We start from the raw sequence: 20,063 nt of genomic DNA, 5'->3' as shown, positions 1-20,063 counted from the left end.
TTATTGACAATGATTATCGACATCATTTATTATTTTCGGTATAAATGAAAATCATTATCAAATAAATTAAAGGGGGATACATAATGTTCAAATCTAAACTCTCTTTTCTCATTGCCGCCGTTCTCTCTCTTCTTGCCATTCTCGGCGGCTGCGGCAAAAATGAGGAGGCAGATCCAAAACAAACGAACAGCAATAAAAAACAAACAGAAACAACCTATACCATTGAACACGCCATGGACACCACAGAAATAAAAGGAACACCGGAGCGCGTCGTCATTTTAACGAATGAAGGAACCGAAGCGCTATTGGCGTTAGGCGTCAAACCGGTCGGCGCAGTCAAATCATGGACAGGCAACCCATGGTACGATCACATTAAAGACAAAATGGAAGGCGTCAAGGAGCTTGGAACGGAATCAGAACCAAACCTAGAAGCGATCGCCGCATTAAAACCGGATTTAATTATCGGCAATAAATTGCGCCATGAAAAAATTTACGAACAGCTAAAAGCCATTGCCCCGACTGTTTTTTCCGAAACGCTTCGCGGCAACTGGAAAGATAATTTTATGCTCTATGCCAAAGCTGTGAATAAAGAAGAAAAAGGAAAAGAAGTCATCGCTGAATATGACAAGCGTATTGAAGACTTAAAAGCAAAATTAGGCGATAAATTGAAAATGAAAGTATCCATCGTTCGCTTTATGGCAGGAGATGTCCGCATTTATCATAAAGACTCCTTCTCCGGTGTCATTTTAGATCAGCTAGGATTTTCCCGTCCGGAATCGCAAAATGTCAACGACTTTGCCGAAATGGGTGTAACGAAAGAACGCATCCCGGCGATGGACGGCGATATCCTCTTCTACTTCACCTATGAAACAGGAGACGGAGAAGCAAGCAAACTAGAAAAAGAATGGATTAACGATCCGCTCTTTAAAAGCTTAAACGTCGCAAAACAAGGAAAAGTGTACAAAGTAAGCGACACGATTTGGAACACGGCAGGCGGTGTGCTCGCTGCCCATTTAATGCTCGACGATATCGAAAAATATTTCTTGCAACAACAATGAATGCAATAAAGTTGCCCTGCATACGCAGGGCAGTTTTTTGTGCAAGCAGCCTCCATCAACAGCGCTGTCGGCAGAAAAACGTTGCCGCTTCCGCTGCACTATGTTAGATTGAAAGTACAAGTTTATTATAGAAAGGATGACGATGGCATGAAGCGCACCGCCATTATGGCAGCGTGTCTGCTTTCATTTGGCATCATCATGGGCGCTTGCTCCGATGACAAAGCAAGCGAAACAAAGCATGACCATTCCATGACATATACAACCAATTCCGGGGATATCCGCGAAACGACAAAATCGATCGACCATCTTCCAACCTTTTTAAGCAATTTTGAAGAAGATATGGCTGTTTTGTATCAGCAAGCCGCCAAGCATAAAGACTTGCTCGAGCATATTCCTTGCTACTGCGGCTGCGGAGAAGCGGCGGGTCATAAAAATAACTACGATTGTTTCGTTCATGAAACGAAAAAAGATGGCTCCATCGTTTGGGATGATCACGGAACAAAATGTGGTGTATGCCTCGAAATCGCAAAAAAAGCGATTGCAGAATATGACCAAGGCAAATCGATCAAAGAAATACGGAAAATGATTGACGAGAAATATAAAGAGGGCTACGCGGAACCGACGCCAACAAAACCGCTGTAATGCGAAAGGCGATCACCTGTTTTGGTGACCGCCTTTTTATCGTTTGCTTAGCGCACTATATAAATCATACAGCGTTTCGATGTTTTTGTTTTTTAATTCTTGCAACAGCCGCGCCCATAGCTCCGCCATCGCCTGCACATCGCCATCTGCCGTATGCCGTCTTTCGCAGGAAATCCCGTAGTATTGTAATGCCGCATCTAGCGAAGGAAACGGACGATGCCGCACCATTTCGGCAATGGGCTGCATATCTAAAAAACGCGCAGTCCATTTTGTCCGGTAATACGTCCAGAGAAAATGATTAAGAAACGATAAATCATGGCCGATATGGTATCCGATCATTACCCCTCCGCTGATGAAAGATAGAAACGAACGTAGCACCTCATGCAGCCGCGGAGCATACTGCACATCTTTTGCTGTAATTCCGGTCAATGCGGAAATGTGCGGCGGAATCGCTTTTTCCGGGCAAACAAGCGTGTAGTATGTCTCTTTTACCGCTCCGCGCACCGTTTTTGCCGCAGCCATCGCCAAAATTTCATCGCCGTGCTGCGGTGAAAACCCGGTCGTTTCCATGTCAATGATCATGAACGTGACTTCATCAAGAGACATGCTCATATCGATTTGCTTTTTTTGCTGCTCTTTCCGCAACGTGCGCAGCCACATTTCCTGCTGGAATGAATGTTCCCCGTCAGCAAGCGCGGATGGGACATTTCCAGATGGTATTCCAAGCGATAAAAAGCGAAGCGCCCGCTGCCAAAAGCGATGCTGTCCGTCCATTTACTTACCACCTGCCTGCCGCGCAACAAACCGCTGCATCTTTTTTGCTGTCCTCATCGCTTTTTTCAGCCATTTTCGTTCATTTGCTTCAAGCGTGCGCCATAATACATAGTCACGGTCACTTCCAGCTTCTTTTGCATACTTTAGACGAATGTAGTAATACGTCAAAAGCGCCTCCTTCGTCTCTCCCGCCAGCGGCAACGAAAGCAGCTTCTTGTTTGTGATCTCTCGCCACCGTTCCCACGTCGTCGCTGCGGAAATATTGGCAGCACACGCTAGCCACTTTAACGCGTTGACGATTTGTACATAACCGCTATGTTTCATATGAATCGCTCCACTGTGGGGCCCCCATCGTTCCATTTGTACGTTGCGCAGCCAGCCTAAAGGGACGGCAGGAAATATCACATGCTCCCCCATGCGCCGCAGCAACTGCATCTTCTGGTTGATCGAGTGAAACAGTCTCCGCCGGCTATCGGTAACCAGCTCGCTATCCCCATAAATCGGCCGCATATCCATCGCGATAAACAAAAAACGAATATCATTAGGGAGGCAGCCGCTGATGTACATCTCTATCTGTTTTTCCCAATCGCGAAGCGACTGCCCCCATCGTTTGTTTGTCGCCATCACATATCCTGAACAATATGGATAGCCAATTTCGTATAAATAATTGGTTCCGACTGCCGCAACATGACGGATGAATTCATAACATTGTTTCTCTTCATGTTCACCGCATTCAAACAAAATGCCATGATCTTGATCTGTCCATATAGTCGGCTCTCGTCTCCCCATGCTCCCCATCACATACCAACACCATTTTCGCGGGCGTATTCCTACCGACGCGCGCAATGTTTCCTCTTCCGCAAACAGAAAAGCCCGCTTCACAAGAGCATCATGCGCATCACTGATGATAGGAGAAATCGATTCAATCTCCTCCCATCGCAAAATATCACGAACCCGATTGGCAAGTTCGTCATGATACATGCGAAGTTCGCCGATCGTCTCCGCCTCTTCCATTTGCTTCATCCATTCGTATAACGATTGCATGAAAACGCACATCCAAACATTACTGTTGCATAATCGGCTTTGATTGGTAAGCAGGGTCAAGTTGCTCAGGGTAACCGTATGAGCCGTGCTCACTAATATCCAAGCCGGAAATTTCTTGTTCTGCCGTCACACGCAATCCCACTGTTTTCTTTAATAAAAACAACACCGCAAACGATACTGCTGCTACATATACCGCCGCTCCAAGCACTCCAACCGTCTGTACGATCAGTTGATGAAATCCTCCGCCATACAACAGCCCCGCTTTGCCAACTCCCGTTATTTCCACTAAACGCGGCGAAGCAAAAAATCCCGTTGAAATCGTACCGATAATGCCGGCGATACCATGCACCGAAAACGCATAAATCGGATCATCAATGCCTTTTCGTTCAAAATAAATCGATGTCCAAAACGTCAATGAGCCGGCCACTGCTCCGATCACGACCGCCGCCCACGGTTCCACGAACGCGCACGCCGCGGTAATCGCCACTAATGCCGCGAGCACACCGTTGACCATCGCCGGAATGTCTGCTTTTCCGATCATGACTTTCGCCGTTAAAATAGCGGCAATCGCTCCCGCCGCGGCCGCCAAATTCGTCGTCAACGCGACATGGCCGAAAAATCCGTCGCCTACTGCCATCGTGCTTCCCGCATTAAATCCGAACCAGCCGATCCATAAAATCAAGCCGCCGATTACCGTATATACTTGGTTATGCCCTGGAATGACGTTCGGCGTTTTATCTTTATTAAATTTTCCGATCCGAGGCCCAAGCAAAATCGTCGCAATCAGCGCGGCAATCGCTCCTTGCAAATGTACGACGGTAGAGCCGGCAAAATCTTGCATTCCTATTTCTCCGAGCCAGCCGCTGCCCCAAACCCAGTGGCCAATCACTGGATAAATCGCAATCGTAAAAATCGTTCCAAACAGAAAATAGACGGATAATTTAGCGCGCTCGGCAAATCCACCCCATGCAATCGCAAGCGATACTCCGGCAAAACCTAACTGAAACAAAAACTTTAACGATAGCGGAACATTCGCCCATGACAGCGAAGCAAACGTCTTTTCATCTCCTTGCAAAAACCATCCTTCCGTTCCGATAAACCGGTTTCCCGCGCCAAACGTAATCGCGAAACCAAATGCCCAAAACGCAAGTGAAGCAATCGCAAAGCTCAATATTTGTTTTCCTGCGACATGCCCGGAATTTTTCATTCTCGTCGATCCCGCTTCCAACAAAGCGAATCCAACCTGCATGCTGATCACTAGTATCGCGCTCACCATCACCCAAAGCGCATCAAGTCCTGCCGCTAACATTTTTTCGTCCATCTTTCTCCTCTCCCTTTCTGTTATATTTTATAACTTTATATGTAAAAATATATTACATTTAAAACAAATTTGCAACATCAATTTTATTTTGTTAACGCTTTCTAAATATTTTTTGTTATATTTTATTACATTATCGTCATTCTATTGGATGAAGCCTCAAAGATGATGGAAAAAACGGTTGTACCTTCCCGTGATCTAACCAATTACGCGGATTGCCCGTTTCATAAAAATAAAAAAACAGAACGCCTTAAACCGCTTTGGTTTAAGGCGTTCTGACCATTTAGGCAACGCGAATCGGCTTGCCAAACGGCACGCGCGGCATATAATCATCTGGAACAAGCCAAAACACTTCATAATCTACTTCCAATTCTTCGTAAAAATATCCGGTTACATCGGTGATGTAAAAAAGCGTATCAATTTTTTGTTCTTTTGCCCATTCCAATACTTCCGTATATGACGATTTTCCATGTTTAAAATATTTAATAGCCGCCATTCCGACAGGAGACACGTCACGAATTTTAAAATCGGCCTGTACTAACAATGTATCCGGTCTTACTTTTTCAAACAGCTTAACAATGTTTTGAATTAAAATCGGGCGTGACGGACGATTGGATGTATCAATCGCCAAGGCAATGGAATGATCTTTTCGTTCCTTCAGCAGTGAAAGAAGCGCCCTTTGCCATTTCATGATCATCAGCCTCCTTAATTATGATGTTAAAAATCAGTATTAGTATGGACGGGAAGGAAGCTGAGTACGAACTGTTTTTCTTTCCTCTTTCTCCTACAATTTTGTCAAAATCAATCCGAATAACGCAGTAATAATTCCAATAAGCTGGTATGATTTCAATTTTTCCTTAAATAAGTAGTTTCGACATCGAATGGCGCGTGCTCCACTTCAACAGCGTATTGTTAATGCCGAAACAAACAGCGGTGAATACAGAAGCAGCCAACCACACTTTTGTCTCTCTCCCTGGTGACGATGTACAACTTTTATTATAAATCGAGAAGATGAAATAACGTCAAGGATTTTCACACCTTGACGCCTTTGCTTACTGCTCATTTTGTCCAGAAAGGGGAATATCTTTTCCATTTACATCCTCAATGACCCCATCGACTGTCCCTTCCATATACACATCGCTCACTTGTTCGTGCGTTGTCGCCAACGTGGAAGATAAAGAATCAGTACGTTCATAATCAGACGGATCATATTGTTTTCCCGCAATATTTAAGTTTTCTTGTTTTTCCATCTTCATGCCTCCTTGTTCACTCCACTCATTATTAATGTGGGACAAGCGGACAAAATAAAAAGAGGAATTTTATGGATGTTGCATGTATACTTTCACACCAAAACGACAAACTAATGATAAAGAATGATTATTAAGAGAGGATGAGAGCAACATGAAACAAGAAAAACAAAACAATAGCACCGAACAACAAAAAAAAGAGCGCCAACCGGAAAAAGATATGGAGAAACAGCCCGGATACGGGGATAAAAAACTGGAAGGGCCAAATTTTCCTGCTGAATAGCGAAAGATTAAAGGCTGGCGTTCATTAATGAGGCATTTACTCGCACTTACATGGAAATACGTGCTGCTTGCCACTGTCTTTTTTGCGATAATCCCGTTATTTTTACGCGTTTCCTCAGCGGAACTTTTATGGTTCAGCTTATGGATGACATTCGTTGCTTATGTGCTCGGAGATTTGTACATTCTTCCGCGTTTTGGCAATTTATCAGCGGTGATTGCCGATTTTGGCCTTGCTTTTGTCGGCGTATGGATCGGAATCGGCGTTTTTTACAATGCTGGCGGTGCTGCTGTTATAAACGCCGCATTCTTTTCCGCACTGCTTGTCGCACTAGGCGAAATATTGTTTCACGCCTATATGAATCGAATCGTTCTTCGCCATCAAGATGAGAAAAAAGAACATTCTATGCGGCGAGGGATGCAAACAGAAATTGCGGAAGAATTCGATGTTCGAAGCGCAACAGACCAAGGAGAAGACAAACAAGAAAGCTGACCTCACTCGATAAGAGGTCAGCTTTTTATTCATCGCTCGTCTCGCTTTAATGACAACAACGTTTGTTTCAGCTGTTCTTCCATCGTAACGAGCTCTCGTTCTACTTGCTGCCGTTTGAGACGGCCTTCTTGCTGGATTTTTAACGTTTCTTCTAATGTCGTCACTAAATTTTCCTGCGTTTTTTTCAACGTTTCAATATCAATGAGCCCACGTTCATTTTCTTTCGCGACTTCAATGCTGTTTGTTTTCAGCATTTCCGAATTGCGAAGCAGCAAATTGTTCGTCGTTTCCGTTACTTGTTTTTGCGCCTCGACCGCTTTTTGCTGGCGGAATAACGTCAGTGCGATCACAACTTGGTTTTTCCATAGCGGAATCGCGGTTAAAATCGAGGATTGAATGCGCTCGACCAGCGTCTGGTTCATATGCTGAATCATGCGGATTTGCGGTGCGGTTTGAATCGTTACTTGCCGGCTTAATTTTAAATCGTGGATACGTTTTTCCAGCCGATCGGCAAACTGCAACAAATCATTCACTTCTTGCATTTCCATTTGGTTTCCTGCCCGTTCTGCTTGGGCGCGTTTTTCCGGAATCACTTTCGTCCGCAATTCTTCCAGTTTATGCTCTGCCGCCGCGATATAAATGTTAAGCGCATCAAAGTATTCTTTATTTTTTTCGTACAATGTTTCTAGCATCATAATGTCGCGAAACAGCAATTGACGGTGCTTTTCGAGCTGATCGGCGATTTTATCAATTTCCACGCCAATTTTTTGATACTTCGCGATCATGCCTTGCAGCGATTTTGACACAGAGCCAAACAGCCGCGCAAACAATCCTTTTTTCGCCGGAAGCAAGTCATCCGGATTCACTTCTTTAATTTTCGTCATTAAATCACTGATCACTTCCCCAACGGGCCCTGCATCTTTTGTTTGCACATGATGTAAAATCGTATGGGAAAACTTCGACAGCTCTGCCTGCGCCGCAACCCCGTATTGAATGATGGCTTGCTGGTTGCGCGGATCGATTTGTTTCGCAAGCTGCAGTGCTTTGTCGCGATGTTCCGGCTTTAACGTATCGATCAGTCTTGTCGGCTGCGTTTGTTTATGAATATCCGTCTCCTCTTGTTCATTCGGTAAGGAAAACGGATTTTCCAAAAGCGAATCCAGCGAGCTTGTCCACTGCTCGCGAAGATCGTTTGCCGGCATGTGATCAGACGGTTTCATAGTCGTTCTCCTTTCTTCACTTTATCGTTTCTGGCAGCTTTTGTTGCTCTAACGACTGCTCGAGCAGTTTCGTTTCTACTTGTAAATCAAACACATCATTCGAAAGTATCTCCAATAACCGCCGCTCCGCTGAAGCGGCTACTTCATCAAGAAGCCGTTCCGTCTTCCACAACACCTCTTTCATCTCTTGATTGCGTACAGGCTGATTGATTAAATAAACATATTTTTCGATCATCGTCACCGCCATTGGCAGTTCGTTTAAGAAAAACGATTGGGCAAGACGAAATTGATGTGGATGTTGTTCCACCGCGCGAATCATTTTATCGACAGCCGTACATATTCGCGAAATTTTTTGCCACATGACAAGGGAGCGAACGCGGAAACGAGCGATGCGCATTTGTTTCCATTTTTTCCGCGCCTCATGAAGCTGTGAGTGAATATACACTTTCTCTTCTTTTAAAAGCCCTCCCGGCGTAATTTTTCCATCCCTCTTTTTCATCACGAACGATGTAGCAAGCATTGCTCCCATTCCGGATAAAAAGGAAGGAAAAAAGCGAAAATCAGTGAGAAAAAACGTTGTTACCGCCACTATAACACCTACATTCCAAGAAACAAACCAGCGCCATAACGTTCTAAGCAACTGTTTCATCGTCCATCCCTTTCTCCTGATCTATTTACTTTCATTATAGCATGTCCATTTTCTTTCATACGTGTCAATTGCCGATTTTGTTTCATTTATCTAACTGGTAATCGTTAGAGTTCATATGGAAAATTTGTGACGCTGTCATGGATCTATCACCTCTTCGCGCATAGGACAACATAACGGACGAATATGCTGTAACAAAAAGCATATACAAAGGAGCTGGGCCGCATGAAACATATTGATTGGCAAATGGTATATTTTGTCGGTGCCACGTTATTAAAAGAATATTGGTGCTATATCGGGCTGCCGCGCGTTTACTATTGGAGCATCAACGATTATGAGGATAATAATAAAGCAGCATAAAAATGAAAGGAGAATCATGATGCAAGAATGGTATATGCCGATTCAAAGAAGCAAGCCAGCCGTGAAAACGATCACGGTCACCGGACAAGGGACCATCATTACGAAACCCGATACGGTCATCATTACACTCGGAGTACGAACAGAACATAAAAACGTACACGAAGCGCTCGCAGAAAACGCAAAACGAGCGAATGCCATGATTCACGCGCTGAAAGCAATTGGAGTGAGGGAAGAAAATATCGATACTGCTTCCTTTTCGATTTATCCGAAATATGATTACTCTAACGGAAATGCCGCTTTAATCGGCTATGAAGTAGAGCATATTTTCGACATTACCGTCAAAGATCCAAAATCGGTCGGCAACATTTACGATACCGCTGTCCAAAACGGCGCAAACATTGCCCGCCACATTCAATTCCGCCTCGCTAATGAACAACCGTACTACCAGCAAGCACTTTCTCTTGCCGTAAAAAACGCGAAAGAAAAAGCCATCGTGATTGCCCGCACTCTCGGTCTTCCATTGCACGACATACCGATCCAAGTAACAGAAGAAAGCGTCGCTCCATCGATTCCGCGCACTCCTTCCTCCATCGCAACGCTAGCCGCCTCAAAAGCAGTCACGCCGATTCAGACGCAAGATATTATCATCACCGCTACAGTGCAGGCCGTATTCCCATATTAAAAGATCCTTCCACTTCGTGAAGGATCTCCATCATTCTCTCGTCAAATCCACTTCATGTACTCGTGAACCGCCAAATAAAGCAACTTTTTTTGTTTGTTTTTCACGTTTTTCCCCGTCCTTTTTTACGCTAGTAATCGTATATGTCCCAGGCAAATACGGACCGACCTTTTTCACCAATGGATCTTTTGTCGGTTTTCCTTTTACTTCCTTGCCATTAATGATAATTTTATCATCCGGCTCATTCAAACGAATGTTAAAAAAGTACAAGGTCGGTTCAAAAACGTAGCGATCTCCATATACTTTAATGGTAAAAATAGGCGGTTTTGACGTCAGCCCTTTTATATATACGTGCTTCATTTTCTGCTGTTTCTCAAAGTCCTTCTCTAACTTTTCATACGCGTTCGGATGATCCTTTAAATAGGCGAATAAAGGCTGAAGCGTCGTTTCATTGACGGAAAGCGACTCATCAGGAATACGGATATACTTTTTCAAATCGGCGATATCTTCGTCTTTTAAAGCTTGTTCCAACCGCATAATCGCCACTTCTCTCTCCGCAGTATTTTTGAGGGCTCCATATCCTTTTAAAATCAGCCCTCCAATGCCCCATACCGCCATGACAGCGAGAGCGATGCGCCAAATGAGGCGATAATATTTTTTTCGCCGCTTTTGCATAAAAAGACGCGCTTGTTTTCTCTGTTCATAGCGCGCTAACATCGCTGTGCCGCTTCCCTCGGTTCTTGTTTCTGTACGATTTGACCCCCTTATCGTTTCATCGAGAGACACCTGTTGTTTCACTGTGCTTCCCCTCTCCTGTCTTTATTTCTAGTTCATCTTTATGCCAGAATCAGGGAATCTATGTTACGAAAACAACCAGTATGCCCTAGTGTTTATTATTATAAAACGTGTACAAAACCGCATGCCAATGTTTTGCACTTGGCGATGCGGTTAGTTTCCAGCCTTCATTCTTTAGTTGCGCACAAACAAGGCGCTTGCACCTGTCACCTTCATTGGTTTTGAACATTATGTTAATGCTTTGTGTGTTTGCCGTTTTTCAAGCAATTGAAACATAATCATATATAAGGCCGCACTTATGAAAGAAAGCATACTTAACAAGAAAAACGTCCATTCATACCCGAGCCATATCGTTGCCGTGATCGAAAGCGGGGCAATCGCCCGTCCGATCGTCCAGCGCAAGCTCGCAGCCGCAAAATACTGCCCGCGCATCTCCTCCGGAGCAAGCTTGGAAATAAACGTTTGCTGGATTCCTACTGTCATCAGCTCCCCAAACGTAAACAATCCCATCACCAAAATAAGTCCCCAAATCGATGTCGTTTGTCCAAACAAAAAAATCGCAATTCCATAAACAATGGACGACCCAACAAACGCCGTCCGTTCATGATAACGTTCCATCCATTTCGTTACCCACACGGTAAACAGCACAACAAGCAAGCCGTTTTCGGAAATAAGAAGGCCAAATGCTTTCTCTCCAGTAAGCGTAAACGACCAATCACCGAAAGAAAATAACGTTTGCCTCTCCACCGCATCTTTTGTATACACAGGAATCAGTAAATCCAGCTGCATAACCGTCTGTGCGACAAGAATACCTGCAATGATAAACAATAGAAATATTCGGTCGCGCACAATCACGCTGTACTGACGGACTTGCTGCCACAAAAACTCATACCATTTCCCGTGCAGCAGCTCTCCGTTTTCACGCGCGGGCACAGTCTCACGAAGCCATTTTGTCAATACCGCAGCGAGAAACAAAAACAAAAATGCCGTAGCAAGCAATAACTCAAAAAGATAATGTTCATAAAACACCCCGCCAATAATCGGTCCGACCACAACAGCAACATTGATGGACATATAAAACACGGCAAAGACGCTGCTGCGATGTTCTTCCGGCACCACATCGGCAACCATCGCCTCGCTTGCGGGCCAGTAAAACGCCCCGCAAATTCCGGCGATCGTAAAGCAAAGATACCCCACGAACGGCGAAGTAAACCACGGAGAACTAGCAAGCGCAAAAAAGAAAAACGCTGCCCCTTGACCATAGGCAGACAACACCATCATCCGCTTGCGTCCGAATACATCCGCGCAATATCCGCCCATCAAACTAGCGATCACGGAAAAAATTTGCGAAACAATCAATAATAGTCCTGCTTTATCCTTTCCAAATGACTCAGTAAAATATATCGCCATAAACGGAAAAAACATCCAAAATGCGATATGGACGAGCGCCTCGCCAAATAAACGCATCTTTAAATTCCGATCCCAGTCGCGTATTCTCATATACACACCTTCCTCTCTTTTGCTGCATCCTAGTAGACAAATATCTGACACAATCACTATATCGCCTGCCAATTATACCATATAGTTTTATGTTTGTATCTTTTCGGGAATATTTTTTAGCGAAAACACTATTTGTTTTCATCTGTAACTATTGAGTCTAATACAAATATTCTGTTGTCAAGAGTCGTATAAAATAAAAGAGACTGTCCCAAAAGTGTTCGCATAGCACTCGCTTTTGGGCAAAAAAAGAAGAAAACCGTTCCTTTTTGGTATACACAATCCTACCAAGAAAGGACAGTTTTTTATGTACATTTATTATAACCGATTTTGCCATGGATCTTGAATTCTCATTCCCGAACATCATCTTTGCCGGATCGCGGATCTAGCAGTAGAAAAAATGGATCCAGCTCTGTTCGTTTCCCTCTATCCTGGCGGAGGCCGCCCAGCCTATCACCTGAAAATGATGTTGAAAGTCATCCTGTATGCCTACGCCAATCGGATCTACTCCTTTCGCCAAATCGCCAAGCAGTTGAAAGAAAACATTTACTTTATGTGGCTCTCCGGCCATCAAACACCGGATTTCCACACGATCAACCGATTTCGCTCGGAACGGATGAAGGACGTCATTTACGAAATATTCTTCTCCATTGTCGATCTTCTGCGTCAAGAAGGGCTCGTCAAACTAGAGGATTACTTTCTGGATGGAACGAAAATCGAGGCCAATGCCAACCAATACGACTTTGTTTGGTGCAAATCAACAGAAAAGTACGATCAGAAGTTGGAAGAGAAATTCCGAAAAATCGTTGCCTAGATCGAACAGGTGGCAAAAGAAGATGAAGAGACGGAACAAGAAGGGGATTTTCAAGAAAAACTGGAGGCTTCACCGATCACGTCGGAAGAGATCGAAGCCGTGATCGAACAAGTGGAAGAACGCTTAAAGAAAGTTCCGAAGAACCGCACGTTAAAGAAAGCCAAACGGGCAATTGGGATAAGATCTTCTCCTTCGCAAGAAGAAATATGAAGAATACAAAAAAGTGTTAGGCGAACGGAACAGCTTTTCGAAAACGGATCCGGATGCGACATTCCTGCAGATGAAAGACGACCATATGAAAAATGGGTAGCTAAAACCGGGATACAATGTACAAATAGGAACAGAAAACCAATTTATCATTGGGTTTAGCGTGCATCAACGGGCAGAGGATGCCGGATGTTTCATTCCGTATTTGGAGCAATTGGCCGCCTATGGACGCCCAATGCCCAAACGTGCCATTGCGGATTCCGCCACAACACGCTGGGCCTAGAACAAACGAATCGTAGGCGAAAGAGATCGGCCGAATCGAGAACATGACGTATGATGAGGAACTGGATGAGTGGATTTGCGCCAAAGTGGAACAGTTGGGGTTTGTGTATGAACGGAACGAAACGACCGACAACGGGCACGTCACCGTCAAACGGACGTATCGTTGTACGATATGTGCCGGATGCCCGTTTCAAGCGGCATGCACCAAAGACAAAGACACAAAAACCATCCACGTTTCTTTGAAAAAACAACAACGGCAGGAAATTCGGGAACGGCTGTCCACGGAAGAAGGAGCGGCAACGTATCGAAAACGAGCCGGTGCTTGGGCAAATCAAGCATAACCAGCAATTCCAGCGCTTTTTGTTAAGAGGTCTCCCAAAAATTACCGTGGAATGGGGGCTTATTTGTGCTGCCCACAATTTGAATAAGTGGGCGGCCACCGTCAACCCAATGAAAAGAAAAAGGGAGAACATACAGGGATAAGAAGAAGCAGATCCTTTGAGAAAGCAAAAAATATCCAAATGAAGTAAAAGCAAAGCAGAAGGCTGTCCTCAAAATGTCGTTTTACGACCTTTTGGGACAGCCTTTTCGTTTATTATTCCTTCGCGGTGCTTCGCTTCCCTTCAAAGAACAATAAAGGATCTCCAGCTTCGTCTTTCATCAAAATGTCCCGCACTTCGCCAAAATACATCGTATGGTCCCCGATAAATAGGAGCTATGTATTTACATAAGGTAAAATCGGTTGTCCGTTTACCCATAGAAATCTACCTTTTCCCTTCCTTTAGTTGCTCGGCAAACAGGCGGGGAAGATCCTCATGCTCTCTCACTAAAATGTTCACAGCGAACTTGCCCGTTTGTTTAATAATTGGATTCATTCTTGCCTTCTCCCTAATAGAAACGAGAACTGTCTTCGGATTAAGCGAAGCGGACATGGACGCGTTTGATGCCATTCCTTTTATTTCTCCTTGAAAATGTCGATATAACCGTAACACCTGTCGCGAATTTTCCCATCGCGTTTCAATGGAGTTAATTAATTATGTTATGTTCCTACTTGTTTGATATTGTTGTCTCATCATATGAGGTCCTTTTTTGAATTCCTAAATAAGCATTTTTTACTCGTTCATCGTGCAATAGCTCATCCGCTTTGCCTTGAATAGCGATTTCACCGCGGTCGAGCACACAAGCATAGTCTGCAATTTGCAATGCTGCTCGTACGTTTTGTTCTACTAGCAAAATAGTCATGCCAAGCTGATCCCGTAATTGCTCGAGCAGTTTCATAATCTCTTTCACAACAAGCGGAGCAAGACCTAAAGAAGGTTCATCTAACAACATCAATGTCGGTTTTGCCATTAATCCTCGTCCGATTGCCAACATCTGTTGTTCTCCTCCACTCAACAAGCCCCCGGGTCTGTCTAGCATCGTTTTTAACTTTGGAAAAACTTCCAACACGTTTTCATAATCCCTCATCACTTGCTGAAAATCGTGCCGATATCGATGATACGCTCCTAACAGTAAGTTATCTTTTACAGACAAATCATCGAAAATTTGTCGGCGCTCCGGAACGAGGCAAATCCCCTTTTTTACGATTTGTTCTACTTTCCCATAAGGAAGTGCCTCGTTTTCAAAAATAATTTCGCCCTCTTTCGGTAGATATATGCCTGCAATTGTACCTAGCAACGTGCTCTTTCCTGCTCCGTTTGCCCCCACAATCGCCATAATTTCCCCTTTACCAATTTGCAAATGAATTCCTTTTAGTACGTGCAAATGACCGTGATAAACATGAAGATCATTTAACGCCAGCATCTATATCATCTCCTCCTCCCCTAAATACGCTTTAATGACATCCGGGTGCTGTGAAATTTCTTCAGGGCTCCCCTCCGCGATTTTCTTTCCGTAATCTAATACAACGATTCGATCCGCAATCGACATCACCGTTTCCATATCATGTTCGACAAACAAAAATGCCATGCCATTGCTTCTCATAGTCAATAAAACCTCGACTAATTTTTTTGATTCATGCGGATTTAACCCAGCCATCGGCTCATCTAACAAAATAAGGGAAGGATTGGAGGCAGCTGCTCTTGCGATCTCTACTAACCGCTGCGTTCCGTACGGTAATACGTCTGCTTTTTCAAAAGCAAGATGTTCAATTCCAATTTGTTGCAGACATGCGAATGCTTGTTCCAGCGCTTGTTTCTCCTCTTTTGACACCCGCGGCAAACGAATCCCCGCGCTGAATATCCCCGTTTTTAACCGCGGGTGCAGACCAACCATAACATTTTCAATTACGGTCATATTTCCAAACACTTGAAGATTTTGAAACGTTCTTGTTATTCCTAACTGTGCAAGCTGAAAAGGTTTTTTACCAACGGTGGAACTCCCTTTGAAAACAATAGAACCGCTCGTTGGCGAGAGAATACCTGTAATAACATTAAACAGCGTCGTCTTACCTGCCCCGTTCGGTCCAATGACCGCAACAATTTCTCGATCATGAACGTGAAACGAAACGTTCTGCACGGCATGAACGCCTCCAAACGATTTTGATAATTGATGGACTTGTAAAAGTACATTTTCCTTCATAGACGTTCGCCCCCTATAGAACTGGCATTCTCATTTTCCGAAACAAGCATTGACTCGTTTTTTCGTCGCCAGGCAGGTAACACTCGTTTTACTATTTTCGATATGGAATGAGACAATCCGTTTGGCATGTAAATAAGAATAATAACAAGCAAAATTCCAAAAAATACAATCTCAAATTCCCCGCTCGCATTCGGAATAAATAGCGGGACAATCTCTTTTAACAGCTCTCCTAGACATACGTATACTGCCGCGCCAATCAAACCACCCCAGACGTTTCCAGTTCCACCTATTACAACCATAATTAAAAAATAAATAGACGTAATCATTTCAAATAATTGCGGGTTAATAAATGTAACATAATGCGCGTACAAACTGCCTGCAACGGCTGCATAAATGGCGCTGATCATAAACATTTGCAGCTTATATTTTGTAATGTTCACTCCTAGCGAATTCGCTGCAACTTCACTTCCATGAATTGATAACAACGCTCTGCCTATTCTAGATTGAACAATATTACGAGCAAAAAGAATGCCGATCAATGCGAAGATCCATACAAGATAATAAAACTGAAAATCCGTTTGAATGGTAATCCCAAATAGACTGATAGGCGGAATTCCAAAAAATCCGTTTAGTCCACCAGTTATTTCTTTCCATTCCTTAAAAAAAGTGAATACAATGACACCAAAACCTAAAGTAGCCAATGCTAAGTAATGTTCTCTTAATCGAAATGCAGGAATGCCAATAATAAATGCTACCATTGCCGCGATAACCGCTCCCACCATCATGGCAAGCCATGGAGAAAGTCCAAAGTGGGTAGTGAAATATGCAGACGTATAAGCTCCTATTCCGTAAAATGCCGCTTGTCCTAGCGATATTTGTCCTGCGTATCCCATCAGTAATGTCAATCCTGTGCTCACAATCGTATAAAATCCAATCATAATAAGCGTGCTTAACAAATAGTTATTCGTTGAAAAAACAAGTGGCAGGCCAAGCAAAATTACAACAAACAGAATCGATCCTTTTGTGCTTCTGTTATATACTTTATTTAAATCTAGGCCCATATTGCTTTTCCCCCTTATACCCGTTTCCCAGACGCCTTTGCAAAAATTCCATTTGGCATAAAAAACAAAACAAGCAAAAGTAATCCGAAACTAATCGCATCTTTATACCCTGAAGAAAAATATCCCTCTGTAAACGCCTCCAAAATCCCTATTATAAAAGCTCCGACAATGGCAGCGGGCGCATTTGTCAGTCCTCCAATTACCGCGGCGATAAATGCTTTTAGTCCTATCATCACTCCCATGTCATACGAAGCGCCAGAAATAGGAGCAATAATGATTCCTGCTAATGCCCCAAGCCCCGCGCTGATAACAATGGCCCCAAATGACATTTTTCGTGGTTGAATTCCCATTAGACGAGCAGCAAAAGGATTCACGACGCAAGCTGTCACCGCTTTTCCCATATAGGTCTTATTAAAGAAGAAATATAAAACGGCTAAACTTATTAAAGAAATTCCAATCGCCCATATATTTTGTGTTTGAATGACAGCCCCGAAAATCTGTAAGGAATCATTGCCGGTAAACGGTCGTAACGCATAAGGCTGCGTTCCCCAAACAAAAATCGCGATTCCACGAAAAACAAACGCTACCCCAATCGTAATAATAATTAATGTAGCTGTAGATGAATGCCTCGCTGGATGAATGGCAGATCTTTCAAATAATACACCAATGATCATCACTAAAACAACACTAAGCAATATAGAGAGAATAAAAGGAAAACCGCTGTTTACAAAGGAAATGCAAATAAGCGCCCCCAGCATCGCAAAATCACCTTGAGCTAGGTTTAAAATACCAGTAATGCTATAGGTAATCACAAATCCCAGTGCGACTAATGCATAAATGCTACCAACCGTCAATCCCGAAAAAAGTAACTGCACAAACTGACTCCATACATCCATCTTCTTCCCACTTCCTTTTCTAATCATTCTTTAATGTAAAAGAAAGGGAATTAGTCATCTAATTCCCTCCTTATACGAGGTTTTACTCCGCAAGCACAAACTTGCCATCTTTGATTTGCACCATTACTAAGCTATCCGCTGTTAATCCGGTATGATCGTTTTTCGTCATATTAAAGATTCCCGATATTCCAATAAAGTTTTTCGTGTTTTCCAATTTTTCTTTTATTTTTTCTTTATCCGTTCCTGCTTCTTTGATCGCATTGATCAATAAATGGAACGCATCCCATGCATGTCCGCCAAATGTAGTTGGTTCATAGTTATACGCTTTCTCAAAATCTTTCTTATAATTCAGTAACATTTCTTTTTGCGGATCACTATCCGGCAATTGTTCTGCCACTAAAATACGTCCAATTGGGAAGATAACCCCTTCCGCTGCTTCCCCCGCTAAATCAATAAAGCTCTTTGTACCGATTCCATGGCTTTCAATAACTGGTATATGAATACCTAACTGATGAATATTTTTTGTAACAACTGCTGATTCTTGAGTGGTCCCCCATACGATAATCGCTTGAGGGTTTGCTTTTTTCACTCTCGTCAGCATCGCTTTTGCATCGTCTACGGTTGCTTCAAACTCTTCTTCAATAATTGCTTTTATCCCGTAATTAGGGGCTAAACGTTTAAATTCCTCATGTCCGCTTGTTCCGTAAGCGTTCGCGACATTGAGCCATGCCACTTTTTGTAGGCCATTTTCTTTTAAATAGCTTAATAGTTTAGAAATCACGATGTCGTCACCTTGAGCGGTTTTAAATGTCCAATTTCTTGGAGAATGATCATCAGGTTGGACTATTTGTTTACTAGCTGCTAAGGAGATGTATGGAATACCTGCTTTTTCGATTTGAGGAATCATGGCGAGTGCATTACCGCTAATCGTACCACCAATAATCGCTGTGACTTTTTCTTGTTCAATAAGTTTTTTCGTGGATAATACGGCTTCATTTTGATCAGACTTATCATCATAAGTAATCAATTCTATTTTTTTGCCATTAACCCCACCATTTTCATTCAGTTCCTTGACTAGCATCTTCACTGTTTCCATTTCCGGTTTTCCTAATGGCGCAGCTCCCCCAGAAGCAGAAAATATTCCACCAATTTTAATCACTTCGGATTCGGAGCCGCTTGAATGTTCCTTGCCACACGAAGCAAGAATGAATACGCATAACATAGATATCATGACCGATAAAAACTTTCTCATCCCTCATCGAATCCCCCTTAAAAATCCTGATAAATGGTACCGTTTTCATTTATGCGAAGTCTACACACAGCTGTGTGGCACGAATTATTTATGCAAAGAGAGGCAAAAAACTGGAGTCGTAGTAAGATAGGAGGTAGCATTTATACATTTTCGGTATATGAAATAATATATGACAAAGCGTAAATGACAATCACTTATTTATCATCCCATTCAACTAAAGCATTACCGCTTTAGTTGAATGGAGAAGTGATACTAGCGATTTTTGAAAGCTTCCACCGTATTTAATTTGTGCTGACGAACAAAGCCCTCAATTTCGTTTCGTGGCGCTTGTTCCTTTAACAGCCGGATAATTTCTTCATGTTCTTTAATGGATTCCTTCGCCCGCTGCGGCACAAAGGTGAACCCATACGCGCGGATTCGCCTCATTCGCTGCCAAATTTGCTTAATTTGCTCTTCTAAATACGCGTTGCCACAATGTTTGTAAATGAGCGCATGAAATTCATAATTGAGTTCACTAAATCGCTCAAAGTCAAATTCCTGCAGCGCCTGCTCCATCTTTTTATTTAATTCTGTTAATTGTTGAATCATCCCCTCCTTCATATTACTGGAGCTTAACGCTGTCGCGTATCCTTCAAGCACCGCCAAGACAGACAACGTTTCTAAATATTCTTTCTCGTTAATGTTGCTGACGATAGCACCCGTGTAAGGCTTATATTGAATCCACCCTTCCGCTTCCAATTGGCGGATTGCCTCCCTGACCGGAATGCTACTCAAGCTTAACTCTCGGGCAATTTGATCGATGACGATCCGATATCCTGGCCCATACAAGCCGTTTTCGATGCGAGAAAGAATATATTCATAGGCAATTTGTGTTTTGTTTTTTGTTTTGGATTCCATACTATTATCATATATCATATGC

General features: G+C 43.2%; 22 protein-coding genes and 1 pseudogene. 7 read left to right on the top strand and 16 right to left on the bottom strand.

Annotated elements, in window-relative coordinates; translation table 11 throughout:
- The first annotated feature begins 83 nt into the window (after positions 1–83).
- Positions 84–1,058: an ABC transporter substrate-binding protein gene (locus FNL97_RS07455; RefSeq protein WP_143415315.1), complete on the top strand. Its 975-nt coding sequence runs from the start codon at positions 84–86 to the stop codon at positions 1,056–1,058.
- A gap of 147 nt (positions 1,059–1,205) precedes the next feature.
- Positions 1,206–1,700, top strand: coding sequence for a PCYCGC domain-containing protein (locus FNL97_RS07450; protein WP_143416296.1), 495 nt, complete (start codon positions 1,206–1,208; stop codon positions 1,698–1,700).
- A gap of 36 nt (positions 1,701–1,736) precedes the next feature.
- Here FNL97_RS07450 and FNL97_RS07445 read toward each other — a convergent pair whose 3' ends face one another.
- From FNL97_RS07445 to FNL97_RS07420, 5 genes are all read right to left on the bottom strand, one after another.
- Positions 1,737–2,474 carry an exonuclease domain-containing protein gene (locus FNL97_RS07445; RefSeq protein ID WP_143415314.1) on the bottom strand — a complete coding sequence of 246 codons (738 nt, stop codon included), beginning with the start codon at positions 2,472–2,474 and terminating at the stop codon, positions 1,737–1,739.
- Positions 2,475–3,518: a DUF294 nucleotidyltransferase-like domain-containing protein gene (locus FNL97_RS07440; RefSeq protein WP_143415313.1), complete on the bottom strand. Its 1,044-nt coding sequence runs from the start codon at positions 3,516–3,518 to the stop codon at positions 2,475–2,477.
- Positions 3,519–3,537: 19 nt separating this feature from the next.
- Complete coding sequence (locus tag FNL97_RS07435) at positions 3,538–4,839, bottom strand: ammonium transporter (protein WP_143415312.1); 1,302 nt, start codon at positions 4,837–4,839, stop codon at positions 3,538–3,540.
- 280 nt (positions 4,840–5,119) lie between these two features.
- On the bottom strand, positions 5,120–5,527 hold the full coding sequence (locus tag FNL97_RS07430; protein WP_062678027.1) for a vWA domain-containing protein: 408 nt from the start codon (positions 5,525–5,527) through the stop codon (positions 5,120–5,122).
- Positions 5,528–5,888: 361 nt separating this feature from the next.
- The gene (locus FNL97_RS07420; RefSeq protein WP_143415311.1) at positions 5,889–6,086 is read right to left on the bottom strand and encodes a YozQ family protein; all 198 of its coding nucleotides are present in this window, start codon (positions 6,084–6,086) and stop codon (positions 5,889–5,891) included.
- Between the two features lie 151 nt (positions 6,087–6,237).
- Here FNL97_RS07420 and FNL97_RS18350 point away from each other — a divergent pair, with 151 nt between their 5' ends.
- Both FNL97_RS18350 and FNL97_RS07415 read left to right on the top strand, forming a co-directional pair.
- The gene (locus tag FNL97_RS18350; RefSeq protein ID WP_286173512.1) at positions 6,238–6,366 is read left to right on the top strand and encodes a hypothetical protein; all 129 of its coding nucleotides are present in this window, start codon (positions 6,238–6,240) and stop codon (positions 6,364–6,366) included.
- A 27-nt stretch (positions 6,367–6,393) separates the two neighbouring features.
- Positions 6,394–6,855, top strand: a complete 462-nt coding sequence (locus FNL97_RS07415) for a YndM family protein (RefSeq protein ID WP_143415310.1) — start codon at positions 6,394–6,396, stop codon at positions 6,853–6,855.
- Between the two features lie 29 nt (positions 6,856–6,884).
- Here the strand turns inward: FNL97_RS07415 and FNL97_RS07410 are convergent, their stop codons facing one another.
- Together FNL97_RS07410 and FNL97_RS07405 are read right to left on the bottom strand one after the other, a co-directional pair.
- Complete coding sequence (locus FNL97_RS07410) at positions 6,885–8,075, bottom strand: toxic anion resistance protein (RefSeq protein WP_089097787.1); 1,191 nt, start codon at positions 8,073–8,075, stop codon at positions 6,885–6,887.
- Between the two features lie 16 nt (positions 8,076–8,091).
- Complete coding sequence (locus tag FNL97_RS07405; RefSeq protein ID WP_143415309.1) at positions 8,092–8,724, bottom strand: 5-bromo-4-chloroindolyl phosphate hydrolysis family protein; 633 nt, start codon at positions 8,722–8,724, stop codon at positions 8,092–8,094.
- Positions 8,725–8,946: 222 nt separating this feature from the next.
- Between FNL97_RS07405 and FNL97_RS18345 the strand changes: the two genes are divergently transcribed.
- Both FNL97_RS18345 and FNL97_RS07400 read left to right on the top strand, forming a co-directional pair.
- Entirely contained in the window at positions 8,947–9,081 is a 135-nt protein-coding gene (locus FNL97_RS18345; RefSeq protein WP_015864160.1) for a hypothetical protein, read from the top strand.
- A 19-nt stretch (positions 9,082–9,100) separates the two neighbouring features.
- A complete protein-coding gene (locus FNL97_RS07400; RefSeq protein WP_015864161.1) occupies positions 9,101–9,763 on the top strand; it encodes an SIMPL domain-containing protein in 663 nt (220 codons plus the stop codon).
- A 30-nt stretch (positions 9,764–9,793) separates the two neighbouring features.
- On the opposite strand, the gene FNL97_RS07395 is transcribed toward FNL97_RS07400, so the two are convergent.
- Together FNL97_RS07395 and FNL97_RS07385 are read right to left on the bottom strand one after the other, a co-directional pair.
- Positions 9,794–10,558 (bottom strand): TcaA second domain-containing protein, encoded by a 765-nt coding sequence (locus FNL97_RS07395; RefSeq protein ID WP_062677968.1) that lies wholly within the window; start codon positions 10,556–10,558, stop codon positions 9,794–9,796.
- A gap of 225 nt (positions 10,559–10,783) precedes the next feature.
- Complete coding sequence (locus FNL97_RS07385; protein WP_143415308.1) at positions 10,784–12,055, bottom strand: MDR family MFS transporter; 1,272 nt, start codon at positions 12,053–12,055, stop codon at positions 10,784–10,786.
- A gap of 343 nt (positions 12,056–12,398) precedes the next feature.
- Here FNL97_RS07385 and FNL97_RS07380 point away from each other — a divergent pair.
- A pseudogene (locus FNL97_RS07380) lies at positions 12,399–13,838 on the top strand (IS1182 family transposase).
- 281 nt (positions 13,839–14,119) lie between these two features.
- On the opposite strand, the gene FNL97_RS18850 reads toward FNL97_RS07380, so the two are convergent.
- From FNL97_RS18850 to FNL97_RS07345, 7 genes are all read right to left on the bottom strand, one after another.
- Positions 14,120–14,305, bottom strand: a complete 186-nt coding sequence (locus FNL97_RS18850) for a flavin reductase family protein (RefSeq protein ID WP_375781772.1) — start codon at positions 14,303–14,305, stop codon at positions 14,120–14,122.
- A 97-nt stretch (positions 14,306–14,402) separates the two neighbouring features.
- A complete protein-coding gene (locus FNL97_RS07370) occupies positions 14,403–15,158 on the bottom strand; it encodes an ABC transporter ATP-binding protein (RefSeq protein ID WP_062677969.1) in 756 nt (251 codons plus the stop codon).
- Positions 15,159–15,935, bottom strand: a complete 777-nt coding sequence (locus tag FNL97_RS07365; protein WP_143415307.1) for an ABC transporter ATP-binding protein — start codon at positions 15,933–15,935, stop codon at positions 15,159–15,161. It lies immediately after the preceding gene.
- Positions 15,932–16,996: a branched-chain amino acid ABC transporter permease gene (locus FNL97_RS07360; protein ID WP_062677971.1), complete on the bottom strand. Its 1,065-nt coding sequence runs from the start codon at positions 16,994–16,996 to the stop codon at positions 15,932–15,934. Before FNL97_RS07360 ends, FNL97_RS07365 begins: the two co-directional genes overlap by 4 nt.
- A gap of 14 nt (positions 16,997–17,010) precedes the next feature.
- Positions 17,011–17,892, bottom strand: a complete 882-nt coding sequence (locus FNL97_RS07355) for a branched-chain amino acid ABC transporter permease (RefSeq protein ID WP_062677972.1) — start codon at positions 17,890–17,892, stop codon at positions 17,011–17,013.
- Between the two features lie 82 nt (positions 17,893–17,974).
- Positions 17,975–19,144, bottom strand: coding sequence for an ABC transporter substrate-binding protein (locus tag FNL97_RS07350; protein WP_062755163.1), 1,170 nt, complete (start codon positions 19,142–19,144; stop codon positions 17,975–17,977).
- Positions 19,145–19,396: 252 nt separating this feature from the next.
- A complete protein-coding gene (locus tag FNL97_RS07345; protein WP_062677974.1) occupies positions 19,397–20,041 on the bottom strand; it encodes a GntR family transcriptional regulator in 645 nt (214 codons plus the stop codon).
- Positions 20,042–20,063: the final 22 nt, after the last annotated feature.

Source organism: Geobacillus sp. E263, from assembly GCF_007197795.1.
GTDB classification, from domain to species: Bacteria; Bacillota; Bacilli; order Bacillales; family Anoxybacillaceae; genus Parageobacillus_B; species Parageobacillus_B toebii.
The sequence above is the reverse complement of the archived record's forward strand: the minus strand, read 5'-3'. Positions and strand labels throughout refer to the sequence as shown.